This window comes from Rhodococcus yunnanensis NBRC 103083 (assembly GCF_001895005.1).
In the GTDB taxonomy this organism is placed as follows: domain Bacteria; phylum Actinomycetota; class Actinomycetes; order Mycobacteriales; family Mycobacteriaceae; genus Rhodococcoides; species Rhodococcoides yunnanense.
The window spans coordinates 1-26,116 of the sequence record NZ_BCXH01000024.1; the positions used below are offsets into that span (position 1 = coordinate 1).

At 63.9% G+C, this 26,116-nt stretch carries 25 protein-coding genes, 1 pseudogene and 1 riboswitch; of the genes and pseudogenes, 13 read left to right on the forward strand and 13 right to left on the reverse strand.

The annotated features are described in order from the left end of the window. The first annotated feature begins 735 nt into the window (after positions 1-735). Complete coding sequence (locus RY1_RS26440; RefSeq protein WP_072807026.1) at positions 736-1,506, forward strand: hypothetical protein; 771 nt, start codon at positions 736-738, stop codon at positions 1,504-1,506. A gap of 142 nt (positions 1,507-1,648) precedes the next feature. Further along, positions 1,649-2,050, forward strand: coding sequence for a colicin immunity domain-containing protein (locus tag RY1_RS26445; protein WP_245819970.1), 402 nt, complete (start codon positions 1,649-1,651; stop codon positions 2,048-2,050). 54 nt (positions 2,051-2,104) lie between these two features. On the opposite strand, the gene RY1_RS26450 is transcribed toward RY1_RS26445, so the two are convergent. Further along, complete coding sequence (locus RY1_RS26450) at positions 2,105-2,494, reverse strand: helix-turn-helix domain-containing protein (RefSeq protein ID WP_072807027.1); 390 nt, start codon at positions 2,492-2,494, stop codon at positions 2,105-2,107. 59 nt (positions 2,495-2,553) lie between these two features. On the opposite strand from RY1_RS26450, the gene RY1_RS26455 reads away from it, so the two are divergent. Continuing rightward, positions 2,554-3,207 (forward strand): FMN-dependent NADH-azoreductase, encoded by a 654-nt coding sequence (locus tag RY1_RS26455; protein ID WP_072807028.1) that lies wholly within the window; start codon positions 2,554-2,556, stop codon positions 3,205-3,207. Between the two features lie 20 nt (positions 3,208-3,227). On the opposite strand, the gene RY1_RS26460 is transcribed toward RY1_RS26455, so the two are convergent. From RY1_RS26460 to RY1_RS30315, 6 genes are all read right to left on the reverse strand, one after another. Further along, positions 3,228-3,950 (reverse strand): ABC transporter ATP-binding protein, encoded by a 723-nt coding sequence (locus RY1_RS26460; RefSeq protein ID WP_072807090.1) that lies wholly within the window; start codon positions 3,948-3,950, stop codon positions 3,228-3,230. After that, a complete protein-coding gene (locus RY1_RS26465; protein ID WP_084727900.1) occupies positions 3,947-4,870 on the reverse strand; it encodes an ABC transporter permease in 924 nt (307 codons plus the stop codon). Before RY1_RS26465 ends, RY1_RS26460 begins: the two co-directional genes overlap by 4 nt. Further along, the gene (locus RY1_RS26470) at positions 4,848-5,819 is read right to left on the reverse strand and encodes an ABC transporter substrate-binding protein (protein ID WP_371829513.1); all 972 of its coding nucleotides are present in this window, start codon (positions 5,817-5,819) and stop codon (positions 4,848-4,850) included. Before RY1_RS26470 ends, RY1_RS26465 begins: the two co-directional genes overlap by 23 nt. Positions 5,820-5,848: 29 nt before the next feature. Continuing rightward, positions 5,849-6,571 carry a TenA family protein gene (locus RY1_RS26475; RefSeq protein WP_072807093.1) on the reverse strand — a complete coding sequence of 241 codons (723 nt, stop codon included), beginning with the start codon at positions 6,569-6,571 and terminating at the stop codon, positions 5,849-5,851. Then, a riboswitch (TPP riboswitch) is annotated at positions 6,565-6,665 on the reverse strand. It overlaps the preceding gene by 7 nt. 40 nt (positions 6,666-6,705) lie before the next feature. Further along, positions 6,706-8,118 carry a sugar porter family MFS transporter gene (locus RY1_RS26480; RefSeq protein WP_072807029.1) on the reverse strand — a complete coding sequence of 471 codons (1,413 nt, stop codon included), beginning with the start codon at positions 8,116-8,118 and terminating at the stop codon, positions 6,706-6,708. A gap of 119 nt (positions 8,119-8,237) precedes the next feature. Then, positions 8,238-8,921, reverse strand: coding sequence for a hypothetical protein (locus RY1_RS30315; protein ID WP_174565480.1), 684 nt, complete (start codon positions 8,919-8,921; stop codon positions 8,238-8,240). A gap of 75 nt (positions 8,922-8,996) precedes the next feature. On the opposite strand from RY1_RS30315, the gene RY1_RS26495 reads away from it, so the two are divergent. The 6 genes and pseudogenes from RY1_RS26495 (at position 8,997) to RY1_RS26520 (ending at position 16,965) form a co-directional block, all read left to right on the forward strand. Continuing rightward, the gene (locus RY1_RS26495) at positions 8,997-10,556 is read left to right on the forward strand and encodes a carboxylesterase/lipase family protein (RefSeq protein WP_072807094.1); all 1,560 of its coding nucleotides are present in this window, start codon (positions 8,997-8,999) and stop codon (positions 10,554-10,556) included. 58 nt (positions 10,557-10,614) lie between these two features. Continuing rightward, positions 10,615-12,132 (forward strand): ATP-dependent DNA ligase, encoded by a 1,518-nt coding sequence (locus RY1_RS26500; RefSeq protein ID WP_072807032.1) that lies wholly within the window; start codon positions 10,615-10,617, stop codon positions 12,130-12,132. A 116-nt stretch (positions 12,133-12,248) separates the two neighbouring features. Beyond that, the gene (locus RY1_RS26505; protein WP_174565481.1) at positions 12,249-13,088 is read left to right on the forward strand and encodes a nitrilase-related carbon-nitrogen hydrolase; all 840 of its coding nucleotides are present in this window, start codon (positions 12,249-12,251) and stop codon (positions 13,086-13,088) included. Further along, on the forward strand, positions 13,085-14,539 hold the full coding sequence (hydA, locus tag RY1_RS26510) for a dihydropyrimidinase (RefSeq protein ID WP_245819971.1): 1,455 nt from the start codon (positions 13,085-13,087) through the stop codon (positions 14,537-14,539). Before RY1_RS26505 ends, hydA begins: the two co-directional genes overlap by 4 nt. Before the next feature lie 3 nt (positions 14,540-14,542). Further along, positions 14,543-15,575 (forward strand): annotated as a pseudogene (locus RY1_RS26515) (TIGR03842 family LLM class F420-dependent oxidoreductase). 61 nt (positions 15,576-15,636) lie between these two features. Then, positions 15,637-16,965 carry an aspartate aminotransferase family protein gene (locus RY1_RS26520; protein ID WP_072807096.1) on the forward strand — a complete coding sequence of 443 codons (1,329 nt, stop codon included), beginning with the start codon at positions 15,637-15,639 and terminating at the stop codon, positions 16,963-16,965. On the opposite strand, the gene RY1_RS26525 is transcribed toward RY1_RS26520, so the two are convergent. Genes RY1_RS26525 through RY1_RS26535 form a run of 3 tightly spaced genes read right to left on the reverse strand, consistent with a single transcriptional unit; the run spans position 16,943 to position 19,410 of the window. Continuing rightward, positions 16,943-18,316 (reverse strand): FAD-binding oxidoreductase, encoded by a 1,374-nt coding sequence (locus RY1_RS26525; RefSeq protein ID WP_072807034.1) that lies wholly within the window; start codon positions 18,314-18,316, stop codon positions 16,943-16,945. The genes RY1_RS26520 and RY1_RS26525 overlap by 23 nt on opposite strands. A gap of 38 nt (positions 18,317-18,354) precedes the next feature. Continuing rightward, the gene (locus RY1_RS26530) at positions 18,355-18,864 is read right to left on the reverse strand and encodes a DUF3558 domain-containing protein (RefSeq protein ID WP_072807097.1); all 510 of its coding nucleotides are present in this window, start codon (positions 18,862-18,864) and stop codon (positions 18,355-18,357) included. 9 nt (positions 18,865-18,873) lie between these two features. Continuing rightward, positions 18,874-19,410: a DUF3558 domain-containing protein gene (locus RY1_RS26535; protein WP_245819972.1), complete on the reverse strand. Its 537-nt coding sequence runs from the start codon at positions 19,408-19,410 to the stop codon at positions 18,874-18,876. 193 nt (positions 19,411-19,603) lie between these two features. Here RY1_RS26535 and RY1_RS26540 point away from each other — a divergent pair, with 193 nt between their 5' ends. Continuing rightward, positions 19,604-19,915, forward strand: coding sequence for a hypothetical protein (locus RY1_RS26540; protein WP_072807035.1), 312 nt, complete (start codon positions 19,604-19,606; stop codon positions 19,913-19,915). Here RY1_RS26540 and RY1_RS26545 read toward each other — a convergent pair. After that, positions 19,912-20,550 carry a Type 1 glutamine amidotransferase-like domain-containing protein gene (locus tag RY1_RS26545; RefSeq protein ID WP_072807036.1) on the reverse strand — a complete coding sequence of 213 codons (639 nt, stop codon included), beginning with the start codon at positions 20,548-20,550 and terminating at the stop codon, positions 19,912-19,914. The two genes, RY1_RS26540 and RY1_RS26545, sit on opposite strands and share 4 nt — an antisense overlap. Positions 20,551-20,865: 315 nt before the next feature. Here RY1_RS26545 and RY1_RS26550 point away from each other — a divergent pair, with 315 nt between their 5' ends. The 3 genes from RY1_RS26550 to RY1_RS26560 are packed head-to-tail and all read left to right on the forward strand — an operon-like array spanning position 20,866 to position 23,779. Further along, a complete protein-coding gene (locus tag RY1_RS26550; RefSeq protein ID WP_072807037.1) occupies positions 20,866-22,008 on the forward strand; it encodes a Re/Si-specific NAD(P)(+) transhydrogenase subunit alpha in 1,143 nt (380 codons plus the stop codon). Further along, complete coding sequence (locus RY1_RS26555) at positions 22,008-22,337, forward strand: NAD(P) transhydrogenase subunit alpha part 2 (RefSeq protein WP_072807038.1); 330 nt, start codon at positions 22,008-22,010, stop codon at positions 22,335-22,337. Before RY1_RS26550 ends, RY1_RS26555 begins: the two co-directional genes overlap by 1 nt. Further along, on the forward strand, positions 22,337-23,779 hold the full coding sequence (locus tag RY1_RS26560; protein ID WP_072807039.1) for an NAD(P)(+) transhydrogenase (Re/Si-specific) subunit beta: 1,443 nt from the start codon (positions 22,337-22,339) through the stop codon (positions 23,777-23,779). The genes RY1_RS26555 and RY1_RS26560 overlap by 1 nt, the downstream gene beginning before the upstream one ends. A 17-nt stretch (positions 23,780-23,796) precedes the next feature. On the opposite strand, the gene RY1_RS26565 is transcribed toward RY1_RS26560, so the two are convergent. Then, a complete protein-coding gene (locus tag RY1_RS26565) occupies positions 23,797-24,540 on the reverse strand; it encodes a hypothetical protein (protein WP_072807099.1) in 744 nt (247 codons plus the stop codon). Between the two features lie 103 nt (positions 24,541-24,643). Continuing rightward, entirely contained in the window at positions 24,644-25,828 is a 1,185-nt protein-coding gene (locus RY1_RS26570; RefSeq protein WP_371829512.1) for an MFS transporter, read from the reverse strand. Positions 25,829-26,116 lie beyond the last annotated feature (288 nt).

Here is a 26,116-nt window from a genome sequence, read left to right on the forward strand (position 1 = left end):
CCCACACGCGCCTGTCCGCGCATGAACACCCGTGCGTGAGGCACACACCCCGTGCGTGAGACACACACAGCCGGCGGCAGCTGATCACGAACGGGCAGCCCAGCCGCACCTGGAGTCGCTGAGATTTAATCAGTGGCGCGGCGGTAGGCATGTATCGCATGATGGTTGTCGTAAGCGAACGTAACCAGCGGGACGGAAGGAGCGGAACTGTGATGGTGAAGGTCAATATGGTTGTGGTTCTGCATATTTCGCGGTGTGGTTCGCGCTTCGATTCTGCGTAGCGAGTTCTTGCCGCTATTCTTCTCGCCGCCGTCGGCGATGCTCGTCGAGCGCCGCGGCCTGCGATTCCTATTGTCATGCAGGGAGTTTCGATGCATTTGTACGAAAACTTGGTCAGGGAACACGAATTGAGGGTTGCGCAGTCGCTCGAGCGTTACGAGCTTCGCCGGAAGGGCTCGGTTCGGCCCACGTCGAGGGGGCTTGTTCTGGTCGCCGCGGCTCGGGCGGTGGTTCGTACGGTGCGCGGCAGCGGCGCTCGGTGGAGCGGTCGTCGGGGTGCTGTGATCACCCCTCGCCGAGCAGTCTCACTCGGACGTACGGATCAGCAGACAGATGGTGGTTCCTGCTGAGGGTGTTGGACCACTAGGCTGGGATCAATACATCCGAGTCGTGTGCGCGCTTCCCGTCGCAGCACCTCTCGTCATCTGCACGGGGTCAGCAGACAGAGGTAGAGCAGTGGAAGATGTTTCGGAACAGGGGATCAGGGCCTTCATCAGGGCCGTGGTGCTTCGGGGTGGGCGTGCAGAGCGCTTGACCACCTCACGCCGGAACCCGGTGAAAGTGTGGGGCATCGACGGGTCGAACTGTGTAGTCAGAGTCCGATCGAAGGCTGCGGGGGACTGGAAGGCCCGTCGTCAGGACGAGTCGTTGGCAACCGACGACACGGGGTCGTCGTACTGGGTGTTCGTCGATCTCGCTGCAGCCGAACCGGCGTTCTTCATCGTGTCCTCAGAGGAGATGGCGGCAGACATCAAGGGCGAGGTCGACCTGTGGGTGCAGGACGCGCCCCTACGCACACGCACAGGCCACCATGCGATCGCAGTGGGCCGTGTGCAGCACGGCAGCAACAAATGGTCCCTGCTCGGACTCAACGGCGACGCTGATCCGGGCTTGACCGAGGCTGCGAGCGTCGCCTCTGTTCGTAGGGCAGCGCCCGTCGCACGCAAGGGCCCGACCAAGGCCGCCGCTGCCACCGATGAGGTTGTCGACCTGCGGGTACGTGTGGTCGCCGATTTCGACGGCTACCGACTCAGCGGCCGGTACGACCCGGCCAGCAAGCGGCTCGAGATCGTCCGCGGACCCATGGAGGGTCGTCGATTCGATGATCCGACGCAGGCTGCCAGTGCCGTCGCCACGCACATCAGCGGCGACGTCGAGGTCCGTGACGGCTGGAAATTCTGGGAGCTGGACACACCGGAGAGATTGCCGCTCGGCTCACTTCGGTAGTTCACAACAGTACCGGTCGCTTCGTTGTGAGCAGTCATAGTAAATCTCCATAACAGACCAAGTCGCTGTTTTCGGTCGCTATCGTGGGCGTTGCTCATCTTTCAGCATCGAATCCCCGGCACCCCTCGACCACTCTCACACAGTGGCTCTGCCGTGGATTCGAACCGACGAATTTCGACCGGCGGCGACGTACGGGGTTGCCGACCGAGGAGAGGTCAGTCTCGTGGAGCATTCGTTCCGTTCTCCGTCGCTGCATGCATCGCGCTTCGTAATCCTCGTGGCGCAGTTCGTCGATCGCCGAATTTCGGCGGACCATTTCTCGGCTCGGTTTCGAGCTCTGGAACGCTCGGACTCGGGTTACCTCGATCGAGACAACTCGGCGATCGTACGGAAGCTGTCGGTCGACGTCGGGGCATATCGGGGGGATGTGAATCTGCTCGGCGTCGACTACATCGACGCGGAACAACTGTGGCGGGCTTCGGGGGAGGCCTTCCGTGATCTGTTGACGTTGCAGTCGGAGTTGCTGGGCCGCGAAGCAGGTTGAGTCCCTGCTGTTTTCAGGACTGTCGATTTCAGGACTGTCGATTTCAGGACTGTGTCATTGTGAGGATTCGCCGGTGCTTGTGCGCTTGAACTTCTCCCGATGACGGACGAGGTCTTCCAACTTGAACCGCCGATGCGTCCCGCGCATCTCGATTGCCAGATCTCCTGCATCGGCCAGCTTGCGCACGTACGTGTCGGAGACGCCGAGGAGTTCGGCGGCCTGTGACGTCGTGAGCAGTTCCCCGACGGGCCCGATCGTCACCGAGGTGCCCCTTGCCAGTTGACGGAGAAGCTCGACGACTGCACGGCGCGCGGATTCGTCGAGCGCGAGGTCGACGTCGTCGATCGTGATCTTCGGGGTTCGGTCACCCAACTGGCCGAGTGCCGAGTCGACTCGTCGCGCGTCCTCGGCGGAGAGTGCGGACGCGATGTACCGGTGATCCATAACCGGGCACACTACTGGGCTTATTCTCTAGTTACCCACCCAGGAGCTAGGAGCCGTCCGTGCCGCAGTTGTTGCATCTCGATTCGTCCGCCGATCTGGATCATTCGGTCAGCAGAGCCGTCACAGCTCATTTCTCCGACATCTGGCATTCGCTCGGTGCGGATCATTCGGTCATCTACCGCGATCTGCACCGTGATGCGGTGCCGCATCTGCCGACGTCGGCTCTTCATTGGGCACCGCACCTGCGCGCTGCAGGCGAGGTTGCGCCGCCGGAAGCCGAGGCGCTGCAGAAGGAACTGATCGACGAGGTCGTGTCCGCGGATGTCGTGGTGATCGGCGCTCCCATGTACAACTGGTCGGTCCCGTCGACGTTGAAGGCGTGGATCGACTACATCCACGTTCCTGGAATCACTGTCCCGTTCGATGCGCCGACGCGGCCGCTCGAAGGCAAGCCGGTCGTCGTGGTGTCGAGTCGCGGAAACGAGTACGGCCCGGGTACTCAGAACGAGGGGGCCGACCACACTGTTCCGCAATTGCAGCAGGTGCTCGGTACCGCGCTCGGAATGCAGGTATACGTGGTGCTGATCGACCTGACGCTCGCCAGTCGTGTTCCGGCGATGGCTCCGTTGGTCCCGCAGTCGGAAGCAGCCCTCGCCGCAGCCAGGTCGTCGGTGGCCGAACTGGCGGACAAGTTGGGACGCGGACTGGGCTGAGCAGGTTCGAAAGGTTCTGATCAGTAGCTTCTACTGATCAGAACCTCCATCAGCTCGGATTCGACTCGCGCGAACTCGGGGGTGGTGACGACGTCGAGCCGTCTCGGCCTGGGCAGTGGCACCTCGACCTGTCGACGGACTCGGGCGGGCTTGTCGGACAACACGATCACACGGTCCGAGAGATACACCGCCTCGCGTATGTCGTGGGTGATCATCAGGACGGTCCACCGATAGTCGAGCCAGACGTTCTGCAGCCACTCCTGCATCGATGTTCGCGTCAGAGAATCCAGCGCACCGAAGGGCTCGTCGAGCAACAGGACTTCGCGTCCCTGTACGACGGTCCGTAGCAACGCCGCTCGTTGCCGCATCCCGCCGGACATCTCGGACGGACGCGCCTTCTCGTAGCCGTCGAGACCGAAGACCGGAAACAACTCCCGTGCGCGGGCACGGGCTTCCTTCTTGTTCGTGCCCGCGATTTCGAGGCCGAGGGTGGTGTTGTCGAGTACGGTCCGCCAGGGAAACAGCAGGTCCTTCTGCGGCATGTACGCCGATTTCGGTGCCTCGACCACGCCCGCGTCGGGAGTGTCCAAGCCGGCGATCATGTTGAAGATGGTGCTCTTGCCGGATCCGCTCGGGCCGATCACCGAGACGAACTCACCGGGCGCGACGTCGAAATCGACTCCGTCCAGCACGGTTCGGTCACCGAAAGCCTTGGTCAGTCCTGCAACGTGTACGTGTGTCATCGGGGCCCCCGCTCCAGCGCCCACGGAGCGACGAGACGTTCGACGGCGTAGGTCAGAGCGAAGAGCGCAACGCTGATCACTGCGGTCACCGCTACGGCAGCGAGCACGAGGTCGGTGCGGAAGGAGTTCTTCTGCTGGCTCATGTAGATGCCGAGTCCGGCGCTGGCTCCGGCATATTCGGCGAAGATCGCACCGACGACCGCGTAGGTGATACCGATTCGGAGTGAGGTGAAGAATCTCGGCATCGCCGACGGGAGTCGCACGTAACGGAACTGCTGCCATCTACTCGCACCCATACTGGCCAACAGAGACCGTGCGTCACGATCGGTGGCCGCGAAGCCTTCGATGAGCCCGATGGCCATCGGGAAGAACGTCGCCAGCGCGATGACGAGAATCTTCGGCAACAGTCCGAATCCGAACCAGATGATCAACAGCGGGGCGATCGCGATGATCGGCAGTGTCTGCGACACGACGAACAGCGGAACGAGTGCCCGGCGCAACCACGGTGAGAAGTCCACCGCTACCGCCAGTATCCACGCCACGAGAAGCGACACTGCGAATCCGACGACCGTGACCTTCAGAGTCGCCGCCGCGTTCTCGGCTATCGCGTCACGATGCGCCCATCCCTGCATGACGATGCGCGACGGTGAAGGTAGCACCTGCGGTCTGATTTCGCTGAGCTGAACGTAGATCTGCCACACCGCAACGACAACCACGACGATCGACACGGACGGAAGCGCCCACCGCACGGACGCTCGGATGCGCGCGGCCAGCAGACCGGGCGCATCGGTACCGCCGGCCTCAGGGCTACCGAGTTCTGGGCCCCCGAGTTCTGGACTACTGAGTTCTGGGCTACTGACTTCTGGGCCACCGACCGCCGCGCTGTCGACCACCGCGTTACCGATCGGCGAGGTACTCATCGGTGAAATACGTCGACCAGTCGGGTTCGGACGTCAGTGGTGCGCCGCCCTCGTCCACGAGAACGCCGTTCTCGTACAGGAACTTCGAGTATTCGGTCCACTCGTCGAGCGTCTGTGTCCCGACCTGTCCCGACGCGTCCTTCATATAGCTGTCCGCGAGCATCCTCTGGCTCTCGAAGACAAGGCTTTCGTCGGTGAACACGCCGGGGTTGGCGTCGACGACGTCCTGTGCGGCGCGATCGGGGTCGTCGGCGGCGAGCTGATAGCCGCGCTGCAGTGCCTGGACGAACTTCTTCGCGTCCTCCGGGTTGTCCTTCAGCCATTCCTCGTTGCCGCTGATGGTGATGGCGTAGGCGTCGGGGAACCCGTAGTCGGTGTAGTCGAAGTATTTCATCGGCGTGCCGCTGTGTTCCGCCTCGATGCCCTCCCACGCCAGGTAGGAGACGGTGAAATCGGCGGTACCGGAATAGACGGCCTCGTAGGCCGAGGTTCCGAGCACAACTGTCTCGTAGTCGCCTGCACCGCCGTCGTTCCGAATGACCTGCTGTAGGCCGGCGCGTTCACCGGTGTCTCCGAAACCGGCGTAGACCTTGCCGTCCAGTGCCTTCGGACTGGGAATATCGTCACGATCCCCTTTGACGCCGATACCGGTCGCCCAGTGCTGTAGCGGTGCGAGTACCGATACGATCTGTGCTCCAGCCGCTTTCGCGAATGTCGTCGAACTCTGGGTGCTGATCCCGAATTCCGCGTTGCCCGAGTCGACGAGCGTGTCGGGGGAGGAGTTGTTGTAGGGCAGTACGTTGACGTCGAGTCCGGCGTCGGCGAAGTAGCCCTCCTGTAGCGCGACATAGAGCCCTGTGTGATTGGTGTTCGGGGTCCAGTCGAGCGCAAAGCGAATCTGGTCCGAGTCGTTCGATTCGGAGCAGGCGACCAGGCCGGTGACGGACACGACTGCCGCCGCGAGTGCGAGAAGCTTTTTCACGCGGATGCCTCGGATCGTGAGTACGGCCACGGCGTCGGCGCAAGCGCAGTGTTCCAGAACATGGCCTCGTAACGGGTCGCGACGACGAAGGCCTCGGTCATGGACTCACGTTGAGACTCGGTTGCCTGTTCCGCGGCGACGTCGACCAAAGTTCTTGCCCCGTCGACGATCTCGCGGAACTCCTCGGAATCGTACGCGGAAACCCAGCGCGCGTAAGGATGTTCGGGGTCACGTGCGAGAGTGTCCTTCGCGGCTCCGGCCAGCCGAACGGCCACATCCGCGTAGATCCAGAAGCACGGAAGCACCGCTGCAGCCGCGACTGGGTACGGTTCGGTTGCGGCGGCTGCGATCAGGTAAGAAACGTAGCCGAGGCAGGTCGGGGAATGCTCGACGCGTGTGCCGGAGGCGGGAAGTGCGTCGCCGGAGAGCAGAGTTTCATGGAGGGTTGCCTCCTCGACCGCGCTCGCGGCGGACGATGCCCAGAATGCCGCCGTGGCAGGATCCGGAGCTCTGGAGGCGAGGATGGACAGCGCTTTGGCGTATCCGGCCAGGTAGAGCTTGTCCTGCTCGATGTAGGTGCGGAATGCGTCGAGCGGCAGAGTTCCGCTGCCGAGCTGTTCGAGAAATTCGAGTCGATCGATCTCGGAGCGCAGCGATGCCGTCGCGTCCCACAGTCGATCCGTGTGGCGGACAGAGTCCACCGAATACAAAGGCGTCATCGCCTTGACATCCCTTCGTCAGTATTACCTGCATCAGGTTCGACGGGTGTGATCTCAGCATCCGTATCTTTCGGACGCACCCCGTGTCAGAACAACGCCGACCCTAGCATCTCGCTGCAGGCGGGCGGCGAGCGCTACTTCATGTCCTCGAGTTCCATGCCCTTGGTCTCGGGGATCTGGGAGCGAACGAAGAAGAACGACACGCCGGCCATGATCGCGAAGAAGCCGTAGATGACCCACAACCCGACGGCCTGCGTCAGCGGCGGGAAGGCGAGAGTGACGGCGAAGTTCGCGATCCAGTTGGCGGCGGTGCCGATTCCGAGCGCCACCGCGCGCATTCGGTTCGGGAACATCTCGCCGAGAAGAACCCACATGATCGGACCCCATGTAGCGGCGAAGAAGATGACGAAGAGATTCGCGCCGACGAGCGCGACGGCACCCCACGGGCTCGGCAGTGATACGTCGTCGCCGCTGCCGATCTGCTGCGAGAACGACACCGCTGCCATCAACAGTCCGACGAACATCCCGACGGATCCGGCGAGCAGCAGTTTGCGACGACCGATGCGGTCGACGAACAGGATCGCCACGAACGTCATCGAGACGTTGATGATCGAGGTGATCACCGAGGTCGCGAAGGATTGGTCCTCGCTGAATCCGACCGACTTCCACAGGGTCGTGGAGTAGTAGAAGATCGCGTTGATGCCGACGAGCTGCTGCAGAACGGCCATGGTGATACCGACCCAGACGATCGGTTGCAGGCCGAATCGTGGGCCCTTGATGTCCCGGAACGACGATTTCGCTTCCTTACGGAGGGTCAATCGGATCTCGTGGACACGTTCGTCCGGGTGCAGTTCGCCGGTGATGTCGGCGAGAATCCTCGCCGCTTCCTTGTCCAGGTGCTTGCCGACGAGGTAACGCGGCGATTCGGGAATGGTGAGGGCGAGCAGGCCGTAGATCAGGGCAGGGACGACGCCGACGAGGAACATCCAACGCCAGGCTTCGAGTCCCAGCCACAGATCGTTCGATGCACCGTCGGCGGCTCCCTGGAGAAGAGCGTCGGACAGTAGGGCGGCGAAGATGCCGATGGTGATGGCAAGTTGCTGGAGCGATGCCAGGCCGCCTCGCCATTTCGCGGGCGCGATCTCGGCGATGTAGGCGGGTGCGATCACCGAGGCGATGCCGATGCCGAGTCCGCCGAGGATGCGCCAGAGCATGAGATCGGGAACGCTGAATGCCAGTCCGGATCCGACCGAAGAGATGGTGAACAGCGCGGAGCCGAGAACCATCACCTTCTTGCGTCCCCAGCGATCGGCGAGTGATCCGGCGAACCACGCGCCGACAGCGCAGCCCAGTAGCGCCACTGCGACCACGAAACCGGTGGTGAACGAGCCGAGCGAGAAGTGGTCTTCGATCGCGTCGACGGCACCGTTGACCACCGAGCTGTCGAAACCGAACAGGAACCCGCCGACTGCTGCGGCGACGCTGACGCCGATGACCTTGGCTTTGTGACCCCCCGCGGCGGCGGGGCGGGTCGACTCCTGAGTCATGGCGGTAGCTCCTTGTGTCCGGGAAGCCAAGTGCACTCGGCCGCGAGATGTTTCGCACGTCGGATTCGACGCACCGGGACACTCTATGCCCGATCGTTTGCTGTGCGAAACACTGCCGTTTACTTCAGTTCGAACGCCGAGTCCGACACCGTGAATCCATGACCAACCTGGTCGAGGCACGTGACGCCGGTCGACTCCTCGACCCGGCACGACAGTCCGTTGGAACTTCCGCTGCCCGGGATGGACAGTGTTTCGCCGTAGGCCAGCTCAGGTGCCGTCCCACCGAAACGATGGAACCTGGGATCACCGGAGCTGAGGAAGCGCGCAGGTGAGCCCGCCGTCAGCTCGACGGTATTGGGCGCGACAGTGGACTCGGGAGCACCGCTGCCCTCCACTTTCGGTGCCGAGGACGGAAAGTCGCCGTGGCATCCGGCGACCGAGCTGTCCGTCACGACGATTCCGCATTCGAACTTCCCACTCGGACTGGTGAAGTAGAAGTACCCGCGGTCGGCTTCGAAAGCGGACGCGTCGGCCGTCGGCGGTGCAGACGTAGTGGTCGGGGAGCTCGAGGGCTGGATGCTCGAGGGCAGTGCGCTCGAGGGCGGTGTTCTCGAAGGCTGTGAGGAGGTGGTGCTCGGGGCCGCGGTAGCCGACTGCGTGCTGGTCCGGACGATCGAGGGCGGATCGGTGTCCACGGTGGCCAGCGGAGCCGTCGAACGCCCGTCGTCGGGACCGCCGCAGCCGGCGAGGAGCACGGCGAACAGTGCGAGCGCAGAACTGCAGTGAACTCGTGGTCTCGCCATCGAGCCAGCATAAACAAACTCTCGCGTCGGGCAGAGTTGGTACGTTGGCGTGCGTCGGGACGTTTGGGAGGTGTCATGACCGAAATCGGAACAGCTGACGGTATTTCGAGTCGGGTCAGCACGCCGTACGGGGACGTGATCGGGTACCGCGACGGAACTGTGTATGCGTGGAAGGGAATTCCCTACGCGGCCGCCACCGACGGCGAGCATCGTTTCAGGGCTCCGCGTCCGGTCGAACCATGGTCCGAGCCGCTCGATTGCCGCTCGTTCGGAGCGATCGCGCCGCAGGGACGGGACAATCCGGTTCCCATCGACCCGAAGATCCCGATGTCGGAGGACTGCCTGTCGTTGAATGTCTGGGCGCCCGAGCCCGACGGCACCCCGAGGCCGGTCATGGTGTGGATTCACGGCGGCGCCTACTCGCTCGGCTCGTCGGCGCAGAGCGTGTACGACGGCAGAGCTCTCGCCGAACTGGGTGACCTCGTCCTCGTCACCGTCAACTACCGGGTCGGTGCGTTCGGGTTTCTCGATCTGTCCTCGTTCTCGACCGACGAAACGGTCTTCGAGACCAATATCGGGTTGCGTGATCAGATCGCGGCGTTGGAGTGGACCGCGCGGTGCATCGCCTCGTTCGGCGGAGATCCGTCGCGGGTCACGGTGTTCGGAGAGTCGTCGGGCGGCGCATCGGTGACGACACTGATGACGTCGCCGAAGGCCGAGGGGCTGTTTCAGCAAGCCATCGTGCAGAGCGCGCCTGCCACGTCGGTGTACGGCCCGGATCGAGCTGCGGTCGTCGCGTCCCGTTTCCTCGAACTGGTCGATCTGACCCCGGACCGAATCCACGAGCTGAAGACGATGGATTTCATGCGTATCGTCGGCGCGAGCGACACTCTCTGCTACGAAGTCCCGACGCGTGTGCCGGGGACTCTCGGTCTGGCCCCTGTCGTCGACGCGGACGTCGTGCCGCGGTATCCGGTCGCGGCATTCCAGAAGGGGTATTCGCACCGAATTCCGTTGATGATCGGCACCAATCACGACGAGGCGTCGATATTTCGGCTGATGAAATCGCCGTTGATGCCGATCACGTCGGATACGGTGTCCGAGATGTTCCGCGCTATCGCGAACGACCACGCGGATCTGCCTGCATTCCGTGTTGCGGAGATCATGTCCGCCTATCCCGATCGCTCCAAATCGGCTGGTGCGCAGGCTATGTCGCGCGATGCGGGTTTTCGGATGCCGAGCCTGTGGATCGCCGACGCGCACAGCAGGCACGCGCCGGTGTGGATGTACCGGTTCGATCATGCGACGCCGATGCTCAAGGCTGCGCGGATAGGCGCCGGGCATGCGACCGAACTGCCGTACGTGTTCGGCAATTTCGGCACACTGAACCGTGATCCGACGTTCTGGCTCGGGGGTCGGAAAGCGGCGATGGCCGTGTCCGCTCGGATGATGAAGCGCTGGGTGGCATTCGCGCGCCACGGCGTGCCCGCGACTCTCGACGGTTCCAAGCACTGGGCCCCGTACGTCGAGCCCGACAGGGCGACGTTGGTGATCGATGCACAGGACACACTCGTCGACGATCCGGACGGCGCGATGCGTGCAGCCTGGGGCGACCGCGTCCTCGGGTTCACCTGACCGCAGGTGCGAGGGTCGAACGGGGTTGAATGTCGGTGCTTCGGGATACTTTCGGTGCGTGCTGTTCACTCGAATCGTCGACACCTCCGCTGCCGTCGGCGCGACGCGCTCACGCAAGGCCAAGATCGAGGCGTTGCAGGTCCTCCTCGCCGACCTGGCGCCGTCCGAGGTCGACACGGTTGTCGCGTGGCTGTCCGGGGAGCTGACTCAGGGCCGGATCGGCATCGGCTGGCGGACTCTGGCGGACATCGACGCGCCGTACACGGATGTCGGCGTCCTGTCGGTCGCCGACGTCGACGATGCCATCACCGCCGTTGCGTCGACCTCGGGGTCCGGATCGACCGCGCGTCGGCGCAGGCTGCTCACCGACCTCTTCGCCGGATGCACCCGCGCCGAACGCGAGTTTCTGATTCGCTTGCTCACGGGCGAGCTTCGTCAGGGCGCACTGGAAGGCGTCATGACCGACGCCATCGCCAAGGCTGCAGGCCTGAATGTCGAGCCGGTCCGACGCGCGTTCATGTTGTCGGGTCGGCTGTCCGTGACCGCGACGGCCGCGCTGGTCGGCGGCGAGGACGCGCTGGCAGCAATCGTGCTCACCGTCGGGCGGCCGGTGCGCCCGATGCTCGCCTCACCCGCCGAATCGTTGGCCGAGGCGTGGACCGAGCTCGGCGGCGACGTCAGTGTCGAGTACAAGCTCGACGGCGCTCGTATCCAGGTGCACCGGTCCGGGAACGAGGTTCACGTCTTCACCAGGACGCTGCGTGAGATCACCTCCGGAGTACCCGAACTGGTGGAGCTGATTCGAGGACTGCCGTGCACGAGTGTCGTGCTCGACGGAGAAACGCTGGCCTTGACGGACAGCGGCAGGCCTCGGCCGTTCCAGGAGACGATGAGCAGGTTCGGCGCAGACAGCGCCCACGATCTGCTTCTGCAGCCGTACTTCTTCGACTGCATCCATCTCGACGGGGTGGACCTGCTCGACGAACCGCTGGAGCGTCGACTCGAGGCGTTGGACCGAGTCGCGCCCGGTCACCGCATTCCGGCGTTGCTTCGTCCGGACGCAGATGCCTCGGCAGCTCACTTCGACGCGGCGCTCGATGCAGGGCACGAGGGGATCATGGTCAAGTCCCTGTCGTCGGCGTACGCGGCAGGCAGGCGTGGACGCACATGGCAGAAGGTCAAGCCCGAGCACACCCTCGATCTGGTCGTCCTCGGTGCCGAATGGGGATACGGCAGGCGGACCGGATGGCTGTCCAATCTGCACCTCGGTGCGCGAGACCCGAACGGCGGAGCGCCGATCATGGTCGGCAAGACGTTCAAGGGCCTCACCGATGCGCTGCTGCAGTGGCAGACCGAGGAGTTCCCCAGGCACGAGCGCAGCCGAGACGAGCACACCGTGTACCTGTTCCCCGATCTGGTCGTCGAGATCGAACTCGACGGGGTACAGACCAGCACGCGGTATCCAGGCGGAGTGGCACTCAGGTTCGCGCGGGTGCTGCGATATCGACCCGACAAGACGCATTCCGAAGCCGACGACATCGACACTGTTCGGGCGTTGCTCGCGTCCTCGACCTGAGGGCGTTACTCCGTCGAAACCGACCGAGTCATGTTGTAACACAATTGCACCTACGCGCAGTGCACACATCACTTATGTTGAGGAGGCCAGCCAGCGAAGGATGGAGTGAGGGCATCATGTCGACAGTTCGAGCGGCTCTGGTCCAGACCAACTGGACCGGTGACAAAGAGACGATGATCAAAGCTCACGAGGACTACGCGCGAAGTGCCGCCGAGCAGGGCGCCAAGATCGTGTGCTTTCAAGAGTTGTTCTACGGACCGTACTTCTGTCAGCTCCAGGATGCGAAGTTCTACGACTATGCAGAGTCCGTTCCCGGGCCCACCGTCGACAGATTCGCCGCGCTCGCCGCGGAACTCGGCATCGTCATGATCCTGCCGGTCTACGAGCAGGAACAGCCGGGAGTTCTGTACAACACCGCCGCGGTCGTCGACGCCGATGGAACGTATCTCGGCAAATACCGAAAACACCATCTTCCGCACGTGCAGGGGTTCTGGGAGAAGTTCTACTTCCGTCCCGGCAATCTCGGCTGGCCGGTGTTCGACACCGCGGTCGGCAGAATCGGTGTCTACATCTGCTACGACCGACATTTCCCGGAGGGATGGCGTGCGCTCGGCCTTGCAGGGGCGGAGATCGTCTTCAATCCGTCGGCGACATCGCGCGGCCTGTCCAACTACCTGTGGAAACTCGAGCAACCGGCATCCGCGGTGGCCAACGAGTACTACATCGGCGCCATCAATCGTGTGGGAGTCGAGGCGGAGTACGGGGACGACGACTTCTACGGCACCAGTTACTTCGTCGACCCCGAGGGCAAGTTCGTCGGCGACGTCGCATCCGACACCGAGCCCGAGGTGATCGTCCGTGACCTCGACATGGATCTGATCAAGGTCGTACGTGACCGGTGGGCTTTCTATCGTGATCGCAGACCCGACGCCTACGGACCCCTGGTGGAGCCATGAAGACCGGTGGAGCCATGACAGCCGGTGGAGCCAGGACCACGTTCGTGCACGGAGGAACGGTGGTGTCTCCGAGCGGGAGCCAGCTGTTGGACGTTCTGATCGACGGCGAGACGATCGTCGCTGTGCTGCACCCCGGTTCGACGGCTCTCGCCGCGGATCTGACGCAGTCCGCGGACACCGTGATCGATGCGACGGGCAAGTACGTACTGCCCGGCGGCGTCGACGGTCATACGCACATGGAGATGCCGTTCGGTGGCACTTTCGCGTCCGACACCTTCGAGACGGGCACACGAGCCGCGGCGTGGGGTGGCACGACGACCATTGTCGATTTCGCGATTCAGACTCCGGGGCAACGGGTTCAGGACACTCTTGCACTGTGGCACGAGAAGGCTGCAGGTAAGTGCGCGATCGACTACGGGTTCCATCAGATCGTCGGCGATGTCGACAGCGATTCACTCAAGGCAATGAGCGAACTCGTCGCGGAGGGCGTGACGAGTTTCAAGTTGTTCATGGCGTACCCGGGCGTCTTCTACTCCGACGACGGCAAGATACTGCGGGCCATGCAGACCGCTGCCGAAACCGGGGCGTTGCTGATGATGCACGCGGAGAACGGAATTGCCATCGATGTGCTCATCGAGCAGTCGGTGGCACGCGGGGACACGGCACCGTACTTCCACGGCACCAGCAGGCCGTGGCAGCTCGAGGAGGAGGCGACGCACCGCGCGATCATGCTTGCGAACGTCACCGGAGCTCCGCTGTACATCGTGCACGTCTCGGCGAAGCAGGCGCTCGAACAGATCGCCCGCGCACGTGGCAACGGGCAGAACGTGTTCGGCGAGACATGCCCCCAGTACCTGTACCTGTCACTGGAGGAACAGTTGGGCGCCCCTGGGTTCGAGGGCGCGAAGTGGGTGTGTTCGACCCCGCTTCGGTCGCGAGCCGAGGGGCACCAGGACGAACTCTGGCGCTACCTGCGTACCGGAGACGTCGCCACGGTCAGCACCGACCACTGTCCGTTCTGCATGAAGGATCAAAAGGAGCTCGGACTCGGCGACTTCTCGAAGATTCCCAACGGCATCGGATCGGTGGAGCACCGAATGGACCTGATGTTCCAGGGCGTCAAGAGCGGCAAGATCACCCTGGAGAAATGGGTCGAGGTGTGCTGCACGACCCCTGCGCGCATGTTCGGGATGTACCCGAGGAAAGGTATCGTCTCACCGGGCGCGGACGGCGATCTGGTGATCTACGACCCGAACGGTCATACCAGTATCGGTCTGGAGAAGACGCATCACATGAACATGGACTATTCCGCCTACGAGGGGTTCGAGATCGACGGGCACGTCGACACCGTTCTGTCCCGCGGTCGCATCGTCGTCGACGACGGTGAGTATTGCGGTTCCGCTGGGCACGGGGTGTTCGTCAAACGGTCATTGTCACAGAATCTGTTGTGAGAGATGGATATCGGAGTAGTACTTCAGTGCAATCCACCGGCATCGCGGGTGGTCGATCTGGCGCGCAGAGCGGAGACACACGGGTTCTCGCACGTGTGGACGTTCGACTCGCACCTACTGTGGCAGGAGCCCTTCGTCATCTACAGCCAGATACTGGCGCAGACCCGACGGGTCACCGTGGGGCCGATGGTGACGAACCCGGCGACGCGTGACTGGACCGTCACGGCGTCGATGTTCGCCACCCTGAACGAGATGTTCGGCAACCGGACCATCTGCGGAATAGGACGCGGCGACTCGGCCGTCCGCACGCTCGGTGGAAAACCGACAAGCCTTGCAACGCTTCGTGAGTCGATCCACGTCATTCGTGAACTGGCCAACGGTCGGTCGGCCACTCTCGGCGAGACGACGGTTCAGTTTCCGTGGTCGAAGGAGTCGAGTCTCGAGATCTGGGTGGCTGCGTACGGACCCAAGGCGCTCGAGCTCACCGGAGAGGTCGCGGACGGATACATTCTGCAACTCGCAGACCCGGACATCGCGTCGTGGACCATAGGTCGTGTGCGGTCGGCGGCCGAGGCCGTCGGGCGCGACCCGTCGTCGATCAAAGTTCTGTGTCGCTGCACCCGCCTACGTCACCGACGGCAGTGAGAAGGCATTGTCGCACGCGCGCGATCAGTGTCGATGGTTCGGCGGGATGGTCGGAAATCATGTGGCGGACATAGTGGCTCGATACGGCCAGCACGGCGGCGGGGTTCCCGATGCACTCACCGACTACATCACCGCGCACAGCGGCTACGACTACAACGAACATGGCCGGACCGGCAATTCGCATGCGGAGTTCGTACCGGACTCGGTGATCGATCGCTTCTGCATTCTCGGCAGCCCAGCCGAACATCTGTCCAAGTTGAAGGATCTCGAGAAGCTCGGTGTCGACCAGTTCTCGGTCTACCTGCAGCACGACGCAAAATCTGCCACGTTGGAGGCATACGGAGAACACATCATTCCGTACGTCGACGAGCAGGTGACGGCAACATCGTGATCGTGACATCGGCGGAGCCGCGAACGATGTTCCGGCGCCGATGAAGGAAGGCAGCGAGCAGATGGATCACGTGTTCTATTCTTGGGCAGCGCAAGCCGAGCTGAATCCGATCACGGTCGACGGCGCGTCGGGATCATGGTTCTGGGACGACGAGGGGAATCGATACCTCGACTTCTCCTCCCAGCTCGTCAATGTCAATCTCGGCCATCAACATCCGGATCTGGTGGCCGCGATCGTCGAGCAGGCGCAGATACTGACGACCATCTCGCCGACCGTCGCCAACACGAAACGAAGCGAACTGGCGGCACTGGTCGCCGAACGCGCACCGGGGGACCTGAATCGGGTCTTCTTCACCACCGGCGGGGCCGAGGCGATAGAACATGCGGTGCGGTTGGCACGTCAGCACACCGGACGCACGAAGATGTTGGCGGCCTATCGGTCGTACCACGGCGGAACGGGCGTCGCGATCGGTCTGACGGGTGAACCGCGTCGATGGGGAACCGAACCGACCAACGTCGACGTCGTCCGCTTCTTCGGTCCGTACCCCTACCGCTCGCCGTGGGGTACCACCACACCCGAGGAGGAAGCCGCTGCGGCGCTGTCGCATCTGCAGCAGGTCATCGAACTCGAAGGTGCGCAGAACATCGCTGGCTTGATCCTGGAATCCGTCGTCGGAACCAATGGCGTGCTCGTGCCGCCGCCCGGATATCTGGCCGGGGTTCGGCAGCTGTGCGACCGCTACGGCATCGTCTACATCGCGGACGAGGTCATGGTCGGCTTCGGCCGCGTCGGGGAGTGGTTCGCGTGCCAGGCCGATGACGTCACCCCGGATCTGATCACGTTCGCGAAGGGCATCAATTCGGGCTACGTCCCGCTGGGTGGGGTCGTGATCTCCGAACGGATCGCCGCGAAATTCGATCACAAGGCCTATCCGGGCGGTCTGACCTATTCCGGGCATCCGCTCGCCTGCGCGGTCGGAGTCGCATCGATCGAGGTGTTCGAACGGGACCGGATCCTGCCGTACGTCCGCGCGGTCGGGGAGGACGTTCTCGGGGCAGGTCTGAAAAAACTGGGTGAGTCCCACCCCAGCGTCGGCGATGTGCGCGGAAGAGGCTTCTTCTGGGCCGTCGAACTCGTCAGGGATCAGCAGACCCGGGAACCGTTGGTGCCCTTCGCTGCCTCGGGGCGTGACGCCGCGCCGATGGCGGAAGTGACGGCAGCCGCCAAATCCCGCGGACTGTGGCCGTTCATGGCGGGCAACAGGATACAGATTGCGCCGCCGCTGACGACGAGCGAGGACGAGATACGGCAGGGTCTGGAGATTCTCGACGAGGTCCTCACCGTCGCCGACGAGTGCGCCGAGCGTCTTACAGCACTGCGCCCGGATTGAGGATCCCGTCGGGGTCGAGGGCGGTCTTGATGCGCTCGGTCAGTTTCATGACGTCCTCGCCGACCTGATCGGGGAGCCACGCTTTTTTCAGGCGCCCGACGCCGTGCTCACCGGTGATGGTGCCGCCCAACGAGATCGCCAGATCCATGATGGCGCCGAATGCGATGTGTGCGCGCCTTTCCATGTCCGTCTCGGCCGGGTCGAACACGATGAGCGGGTGCGTGTTTCCATCGCCTGCGTGGGCGATGACGGCAACGAGGACGTCGTACTTGTCGGAGATGCGCTCGATGCCTTCGACGAGATCGGGGAGAGCAGGCAGTGGCACTCCGACATCCTCCAGCAGCAGGCTACCGAGCCGCTCGACGGCAGGAATCGCGAAACGTCGTGCGGCAGCGAAGGCTTCACCTTCCTCGGGGTCGTCGGTGGTGAAGACGTCCGATGCACCTGCAGCGGTACATGCCTGCGCCATGACGTCGATCTCGCGTGCACGGTCGGCGCCCGGGGAGTCCGATCGCGCGATGAGCAGGGCGTGCGCGTCCCGGTCCAGACCCATGTTCATCGCATCCTCGACGGCGCCGATCGACGCTCGGTCCATGAACTCGAGCATCGCGGGCCGCAGCGAGGCGGTGATGGCGAGAATTGCCGTGGTGGCGTCCCGCACGGAGGTGAACGACGCGACCACGGTGCTGGCCGGTGGTTGAGCCGGAATCAGCCGAACGGTGACCTCGGTGATGATGCCGAGCGTCCCCTCGCTACCGATGAACAGCTTCGTGAGCGACAGTCCAGCAACATCTTTCAGGCGTGGTCCGCCGAGTCGGACTGCGGTTCCGTCGGCGAGGACCACTTCGAGCCCGAGGACGTAATCGGTCGTCACGCCGTATTTGACGCAGCACAGCCCGCCCGCGTTGGTCGCGGCGTTGCCGCCGATCGAGCACATCTCGAAGGACGACGGGTCAGGCGGGTACCACAGCCCGTGTTCGGCCGCGGCCTTCTTGACCTCGACGTTCAACAGACCCGGCTGCACGACGGCGATGCGGGTGACCGGGTCGACCGTGATATCGCGCATGAGTTCGGTGCTGAGTACCACTCCGCCGTCGACAGCTGTTGCACCGCCGGACAATCCGGACCCGGCACCTCGTGGTACGACGGGTATGCCGTGCGCGCTTGCCCACTTCATGACCGACTGAACATGCGCAGTGCTGGTTGCCCTGACGACGGCAAGCGGAACTCCCGCGGCAGGATCCTTGGCCCAGTCCCGGCGATAACCCTCGGTGAGATCGGGGTCGACCAGCACGGCGCCGTCCGGCAGGAGCTCTCGTAGCTCGTCGAGAATCGCAGGGTTCGTCGTCATGAAACGAACACTATTGCTCGGCGGAGGGACCCACAGCGTTATTGGCTTCGCTGCAGGGTGAGTTCGGCGAGTCGGGTGGCGGCGGCACACGGGTCGGCCCCACCGCCGCGATACTGCACCCACCACGTGATGGTTCCCGAGTATGCGGCGGTGATGCCGCACGATGCAGGGTCGCCGGGGCGCCTCGACAGAAATGCGCTCGCGCCGGCAACCGACACCGGCTCGACGGCGTATCCGACACGCTCGGCCAATGTCCGCTCTCGGCCGAGAGAGTTGTTCTCGAACCAGGCGAATGTGACGTCGACGATTCCGCCGGGGCCGCCGCCGTCCCACATGCAGACGGCGCCGAAGAAGTACTGGTCGACCACATCGGCCTGCACTGTCTCGGCGATGGTGTCGTCCGGAACCGCCGTGCATTCCTGCAGGAGCTTGTCGAACTCGGAGCCACCGCCGAATCCTTCGGCGGTGGGAGTTCCGGTGACGGCGGTGCTGCACCCCGCGATCAGGGCGACTGCGACGGCCACGAGCGAGGCGCGTGCACCTCTCATGTGCTTCACCTACTTCGCGTTCTCGACGGTGGCGCGGGCGAGATCCTCGACGACGGCGCAGCTGTCACGTGGGGGCGTCATGTACACGTAGTTCAACGACCAGTGCAGAAATCCGTCACCCGATTCGATCCCCGCCTCGCAGGAGGCGTCGAATCCCTTCGCGGTGAATCCCGGATGGCCGTCGACGTCGATGGCGGTGATCTCGCGGCCGATGCGGCCCGCGACAGTGCGCTCGCGGTCGATCGGGCTACCTCGATACCACGTGAACATGGCGTAGGCACCGCCACTGGCGGCCGACTCCCAGCGGCACCGAATTCCGTTCTTGGAGACCGCCGCCAGCCCTGGTACGGCGGTGATGGAACCGAGTTGCTCGTCGGTCATCGATCCGCATTCGCCGACGAACAGTTCCTCGGTACTCGGGGTCGGTGGCTGCGTCGTCGGCTGCTGGGTCGTCGGCTGCTGGGCTGCGTCGTCGGTGGAGTGTCCACACCCCGCCGCGGCGACCACCAACACGCAGGCGCCGATACGAGTTCCACGCTTCCACACGTGCAGTGACCCTACAGATTCGGTGGCAGATCTGCCGGGGCGAGCGCAACAGCCGTCGCACCAATCGTCACACCAGTCACTTCTGTTACCGGATCGATGCGTCCACGACACGGAATCGTGCAGCTGAGAGGTCTAGCGTCCCAGCAAGTGGTATCAGCTCGGCGTACCCGCTGGGCGTACAGGGAGGTCGAACATGATGGACCCACACAGCACGTCCTGGGATTACATTGCCGCGATGTTCTCCTACGAATTCCAGGGCGGCGGCATCGATTACGACACGATCGAAACCCTGCACCGCGGTGACGTCCACGAGTGGGTCACCGCACTCGAGCAATCGGGACTCTTCGAGAGGGCGACCGTCGCGGATGCCGAGATCGAGTGGAAGCGGCAACCGAAACTGCTCCTCGACATGCTTCTCGTCGACGCCGACGAGATGACGAGGAAGCGCTGCGTCATGGCGTGGACCTCACTCGACAGGCTCGCACCTTTCGCCCAGTCCGGCTAGAGAAGTTCGGTCCTGTCGCCGTCGACGACCAGGACCTGATCGTCGTTCAGCGTTCGGAAGGGCGTGCCTTCCCGCTGGTAACGCGAGATCATCACCTCACTGGAATTCTCGAAGTCGAGCACCGATCCGAGGTGGGGGATCAGTGCGATGTCGATCAACCCCAGCCCGTCCCACGGCACCGCGAGTCCCGTGGTCGACGCGACCTCCGCCGGATCGTCTGCGGCCTCGACCCCGCGCAGCGACGTCGAGGCGACGCACGCTCCCGCGCTGTAACCGGCGTAGATCAGTCGCCCGTCGCGCACTCGCGTCGTGATGGCGTCGTCGGCCCCGCTCTGCTGTAGCCGGGCTCGGAGGACGAACGTGTTCCCACCTCTGAGCCATATGGTCTCGACCGAATCCAGCGCCGCGGCCAGCGCGGCCGCTCGCCCCACGAACTTCCTCAGATCGAGTTCCTCGGGGACGAACCCCAGATCGCGCAATCCCGTCAGCTCGCTGGTGACTGCGGATGCCCGGGCAGCGGGAGGCCAACTGTCCGCCGCATTGGCGACGACGGCGACACGACCGGGCGTGCCCGTCAGTGCGAGAAACTCGTCGACGTGTGCGCCGAACCGGTACGACGCCAGGAACAACTTCACCGTGCGCCGCCGTCGGCGAGGCCGAGAGCGATGGCGCTGTAGACCCGGGGCTGCACAGCGATCACTCTAGGCATATGGCGTCCGAGCAGTACATCGTCTATATGATTCAATTCACAGTTGTCCGCGCCGACGCACGTTCTGGGCCTTTCGGATTCGATTCAGATGCTCGCGGACTGTGGCCTGGGTTACCTGAGGGCTACCTACTCTGGCTATTATCAGTCACCTTGTGCCTTGTCGCATGGATTCGCCTGTTCGCCGCACGGTTACCCCCGTTCGCCGATTCGTGGGCACCGTTCAACTCAGGAAGTCGGAGATTTGGAAACATCGCAGAGCACCGAGAACGGGACGAACCGCGGGGGAACGACGCGAGTCGGCGTCGTGCGTGAGTCCGGAGAAGGCGAGCGCCGGGTGGCGTTGGTCCCGAAGATCGTGGCGTCGCTGGTCGGTAAGGGCGTGCAGGTCGTCGTGGAGTCGGGGGCCGGGCTCGGCGCGCTGATCCCGGACGAGTTGTATGTCGCGGCGGGCGCGGAAATCGGCGACGCCTGGTCCGCCGATGTCGTGGTGAAGGTGGCACCGCCGAGCGATGCGGAGATCGCGAAGTTGTCTTCGGGTTCGACGTTGATCGGGTTCCTCGCACCTCGCAACGCCGACAACAAGATCGACGCTCTCGCCGCTGCGGGGGTGCAGGCGTTCGCCGTCGAGGCGATCCCGCGTATCTCCCGCGCACAGGTGATGGACGCGTTGTCCTCACAGGCGAACGTCGCCGGCTACAAGTCGGTGATTCTCGCGGCGTCGGAGTCGACTCGCTTCTTCCCGATGCTCACCACCGCGGCCGGGACGGTCAAGCCTGCCACTGTTCTCGTTCTCGGCGTCGGTGTCGCCGGATTGCAGGCATTGGCGACGGCGAAGCGTCTCGGCGGCCGCCCGACGGGGTACGACGTGCGCCCCGAGGTGGCCGATCAGGTCCGCTCCGTCGGTGCTCAGTGGCTCGATCTGGGTATCGATGCCGCCGGTGAGGGCGGCTATGCGCGTGAGCTCACCGAGGACGAGCGCGCTCAGCAGCAGCAGGCGCTCGAAGAAGCGATCAAGGGGTTCGACGTCGTGATCACCACGGCGTTGGTGCCGGGTCGTCCCGCGCCGCGTCTGGTGACCGCCGCTGCGGTGGAGGGCATGAAGCCGGGCAGTGTCGTGATCGACCTCGCCGGTGAGACCGGTGGCAACTGCGAATTGACCGAGCCGGGGCAGACCGTCGTCAAGCACGACGTCACCATCGCCTCGCCGCTGAACCTGCCTGCGACGATGCCCGAGCATGCCAGCGAGCTGTACTCGAAGAACGTCTCTGCGCTGCTGGAGTTGTTGCTCGTCGACGGGCAGCTCGCTCCCGACTTCTCCGACGAAGTCGTTGCCCAGTCCTGTGTGACCCGAAAGGCCGACGCGTCTGAAAGGGCCGGTGCCTGATGTACACCCCACTTCTCGCCAACATCGCGATTCTCGTACTGGCCGGGTTCGTCGGCTTCGCCGTCATCTCCAAGGTCCCCAACACCCTGCACACGCCGTTGATGTCGGGTACCAACGCCATTCACGGCATCGTCGTGCTCGGCGCGCTGATCGTGCTCGGTCGTCTTCCCGACGACGCGTCCTGGGGTGTGCGGATCATCGCGTTCGTCGCGTTGATCTTCGGCACGCTCAACGTCGTCGGCGGCTTCCTGGTCACCGACCGCATGCTCGGCATGTTCAAGTCCAAGCCCGCACCCGTCAAGGCAGTCGAGAAGGGTGCCGATTCCTGATGAACAATCTCGTCAACATTCTCTACATCGTCGCGTTCGGCATGTTCATCTACGGGCTGATGGGCTTGACCGGCCCGAAGACCGCCGTGCGTGGCAATCAGATCGCCGCGGTCGGTATGGGTATCGCCGTCGTGGCGACCCTGATCGAGGTGCGCGATGCTCCCGCGATCAACTGGATCCTCATCGCTGCCGGACTCGCGATCGGTGTGCTGCTCGGTGTCCCACCGGCCAAGCGCACCAAGATGACCGCGATGCCGCAGCTGGTGGCACTGTTCAACGGTGTCGGCGGCGGCACGGTCGCGCTCATCGCGTGGGCCGAGTTCATCGAGACCGACGGATTCTCGGCGTTCCAGCACGGCGAATCCCCGACGGTGCACATCGTCGTCGGATCGCTGTTCGCGGCGGTCATCGGATCTGTCTCGTTCTGGGGATCGCTGGTGGCATTCCTGAAACTTCAGGAGCTGCTGAACAAGAACGTCGAGAAGGCGTTCGTCAAGAACGCCCGCATCTTCCAGCTCACCAATATCGTGCTGCTCGTCGTCGCGGTCGCGGTGTCGATCTTCATCGGTGTGAAGGCCACCCCGGGCGAAGGTACGTCCGTGTGGTGGATCGTGCTGGTCCTGATCGCGGCTGGTCTGATGGGTCTGTTCGTGGTGTTCCCGATCGGCGGCGCCGACATGCCCGTGGTGATCTCGCTACTGAACGCTCTCACCGGTCTGTCCGCTGCGGCGGCGGGCCTTGCGCTGAACAACACGGCGATGATCGTGGCAGGCATGATCGTCGGTGCGTCGGGTTCGATCCTGACCAATCTGATGGCGACGGCGATGAACCGATCGATCCCGGCGATCGTGTTCGGCTCGTTCGGCGGCGGTGGATCCGACGGCGGCGCGGCAGTGGACGCGTCCGGTGGCGTCGTGAAGGCGACGTCGGCAGCCGATGCGGCGATCCAGATGGCGTACGCCTCGCAGGTCATCGTCGTCCCGGGTTACGGTCTCGCCGTCGCCCAGGCTCAGCACGCGGTCAAGGACATGGCGTCGATCCTCGAGAGCAAGGGCGTCGAGGTCAAGTACGCGATCCACCCCGTCGCCGGTCGTATGCCAGGGCACATGAACGTGCTTCTGGCCGAAGCGGACGTCGAGTACGACGCGATGAAGGAAATGGACGACATCAACGGTGAGTTCTCGCGCACCGACGTCACCATCGTCATCGGCGCCAACGACGTCACCAACCCGGCGGCGCGTAACGACCCGTCGAGCCCGATTCACGGCATGCCGATTCTCAATGTCGACGAGTCGCGTTCGGTCATCGTGCTCAAGCGCTCGATGAGTTCGGGTTACGCAGGCATCGACAACCCGCTGTTCACCGCGGACCGCACCTCGATGCTGTTCGGGGATGCGAAGAAGTCCGTCAACTCGGTCATCGAGGAACTCAAGGCGCTGTAAAACCCCGCACGGGTAGGTCAGCGCATCCGCCGCAGCGCGAGGGCCGCAGTATCGAACGGATTCTGCGCCTCGCGCTCCGCGGCGACGGGGGAGTGAAGCATGACTGCCGATGACCCCGCCCACCACCCGAGCACGATGAGCAACGTGGTGGCCACACCTATGATCGTCGCCGATCCACCGACGATCGCGGCGGCGCACACCGTCGTCGCACCGACGGCTCCGAGACCCCACACCATCGGCAGGAATCGCGGGGCCGCGACGAGGGTCGTGGCACACACCAACGACACAGCAGCGGTGACGTAACCGTTGGGCAACGCGGACGCGGGAACCCAGCCGGCTGCCCAGGCTCGAACCGCCGCGGTCGTCAACGACGCACCGACGACGAGTGTGATGACAGCGCCGATGCCGTACGGCAACGCGCGGAACAACGCGACGACGGTCAGCGCGGCGACGGCGAGCAGTACCGGGGTGATCCCGAAGGCCCGAAGAAGGGCACCGGAAGGGTCGACGAGACTCGGCACCACCGCCCGTGAGTACGGGTAAGTGACCCCGAGCAGCGGCAACGCCGCGAGTACGACGACCAGACCGAAGAGAACCACGCCGACGACGGCAACCCGGGCGAGAGTCCTGTCGCGACGGACCCGCACATCGGGATCGTCCTCCTCTTCGTACAGTGCAGCTTTTTCGTATGTCGCAGCTTTCTCGTACAGTGCAGCTTCTTCGAGCTCTACGAGTTCCATGCTGTCCGTGTCTGCGCTCATGCCTTTCCGCACCCCCGACTGTCCGCGTGCGTCCGTCTGCGCACTCATGTGGTCACGAGGATGCAACACGAAGCTGAATGCGGCATGTGAGCCGGCCGTGAAACTACTGGGTGATCGGAATGCGCGGCGCCCGGACTGTCCCCGCGGCAGCGGCGGCGACAACGGTCAGCAGCAGCGGAACGATCATGGCGGTGGTGAGCGGAATCAGATGCGAGAGCCAGCCGATGATCGCAGGCCCGGCGAGCAACCCCACGTACCCCATGCCGACAACGCGTGACATGTTGGTCGCCGATGCACCTGAGCTCAGATTCCCGGCGGTGGTGAAGATCTGAGGGATGCTGCCGGACAGTCCGAGCCCGAACGCCGCCCACCCCGCCAGTGTCAACGGCAGCCACCCGGAGGTGAGCACGAGCAGCATTCCGGCGGCTGCGATCAGGTTGCCGTACCGAACCACGGCAACCGGGCCGAATCTCGCGCTGACCTTGTCCGCGCAGAAGCGTCCGACCGTCATCATCGCGGCGAAGAAGCCGAAGGCGAGTGCTGCCGTCCCCTCGGACGTGTCGAGGTGCTCTTTGACCTGGAGCGTGCTCCAGTCGTTCGCAACGCCTTCGGCGAGCAGGAGGGCGAAGGCAAGGGCGCCGAGGGCGAGTACGCGCGGCGAGAACCGTCCGTGGTTGTCCGAAGGTGCGGCGTCGGGCTGCTGATGCTCGGACGGTTTCAGCAGAAATCTGCTGCAGAGTCCGACGGCGGCGAGTCCTACGACGGCTGCTCCGCCGATCGAGGCTTCGATGGGAACGTTCAGCGCAAGCGTCGCTGCTCCGACGAGCGATCCGGCAACACCGCCGACCGAGAACAGGGCGTGGAACGCCGACATGATGGGCCGGCGGTAACACCGTTCGACGTCGACGGCCTGAGAGTTCATGGCGACGTCGAGTGCGCCGTTGAACAGACCGAACGTGAACAACGCGAGACCGAGCATGGGTGCGCTCGTCGACAGTGCCGGGCCCATCACGGCGAACGACAGCAGAACGGCAGCGACTATAACGAGTCGGTTACTTCCGTATCGGTCCGAAAGAGGCCCCGCGGTCTGCATTCCGACGATTGCACCTGTTGCGAGGACGAGAAGAAGAGAGCCGAGCATGGCATGCGATATACCTACCCTTTGCTCGACCGACGGGATATGGACCACCCAGATAGCGAGAAGAAAGCCGTTCACGGCGAAGATTCCGAATATCGCCGCCCGTGCGCGACGGAGCCGTATGGGTATGCGTTCAGGTTCTTTCGCCACGTCAGACACGCTACCTGCAGGTTCGGGCACGGTATGGCTGCATGGCTCGGCATGCACGCGCGAGTGAAAACATTCGTTGCTGGATAGTGACTGGATGACCACCCCTGGTGTGACGCTTATCACATCATTTGGTTTGGTCTGGTGGCGATGGACGGGGAGAGCGTAGTTTCGAACCATCGGACAAGAGTGGAAATCGTTACAACTCGATCGTAACGATCCGAAAACGGTACCGGGCAGGTCCAAGCCTCGTGGCTTACCGGGCATCGCACAGCGAAGCCGATCGAAGGA

Coding starts and splice junctions, on each gene's coding strand:
- RY1_RS26520 (WP_072807096.1), top strand. CDS start 15,637: ATGGATCACGTGTTCTATTCTTGGGCAGCGCAAGCCGAGCTGAATCCG.
- RY1_RS26560 (WP_072807039.1), top strand. CDS start 22,337: ATGAACAATCTCGTCAACATTCTCTACATCGTCGCGTTCGGCATGTTC.
- RY1_RS26495 (WP_072807094.1), top strand. CDS start 8,997: ATGACCGAAATCGGAACAGCTGACGGTATTTCGAGTCGGGTCAGCACG.
- RY1_RS26555 (WP_072807038.1), top strand. CDS start 22,008: ATGTACACCCCACTTCTCGCCAACATCGCGATTCTCGTACTGGCCGGG.
- RY1_RS26460 (WP_072807090.1), bottom strand. CDS start 3,950: ATGACACACGTACACGTTGCAGGACTGACCAAGGCTTTCGGTGACCGA.
- RY1_RS26465 (WP_084727900.1), bottom strand. CDS start 4,870: ATGAGTACCTCGCCGATCGGTAACGCGGTGGTCGACAGCGCGGCGGTC.
- hydA (WP_245819971.1), top strand. CDS start 13,085: ATGAAGACCGGTGGAGCCATGACAGCCGGTGGAGCCAGGACCACGTTC.
- RY1_RS26480 (WP_072807029.1), bottom strand. CDS start 8,118: ATGACTCAGGAGTCGACCCGCCCCGCCGCCGCGGGGGGTCACAAAGCC.
- RY1_RS26505 (WP_174565481.1), top strand. CDS start 12,249: ATGTCGACAGTTCGAGCGGCTCTGGTCCAGACCAACTGGACCGGTGAC.
- RY1_RS26530 (WP_072807097.1), bottom strand. CDS start 18,864: ATGAGAGGTGCACGCGCCTCGCTCGTGGCCGTCGCAGTCGCCCTGATC.
- RY1_RS26475 (WP_072807093.1), bottom strand. CDS start 6,571: ATGACGCCTTTGTATTCGGTGGACTCTGTCCGCCACACGGATCGACTG.
- RY1_RS26525 (WP_072807034.1), bottom strand. CDS start 18,316: ATGACGACGAACCCTGCGATTCTCGACGAGCTACGAGAGCTCCTGCCG.
- RY1_RS30315 (WP_174565480.1), bottom strand. CDS start 8,921: ATGGCGAGACCACGAGTTCACTGCAGTTCTGCGCTCGCACTGTTCGCC.
- RY1_RS26450 (WP_072807027.1), bottom strand. CDS start 2,494: ATGGATCACCGGTACATCGCGTCCGCACTCTCCGCCGAGGACGCGCGA.
- RY1_RS26565 (WP_072807099.1), bottom strand. CDS start 24,540: ATGAGCGCAGACACGGACAGCATGGAACTCGTAGAGCTCGAAGAAGCT.
- RY1_RS26540 (WP_072807035.1), top strand. CDS start 19,604: ATGATGGACCCACACAGCACGTCCTGGGATTACATTGCCGCGATGTTC.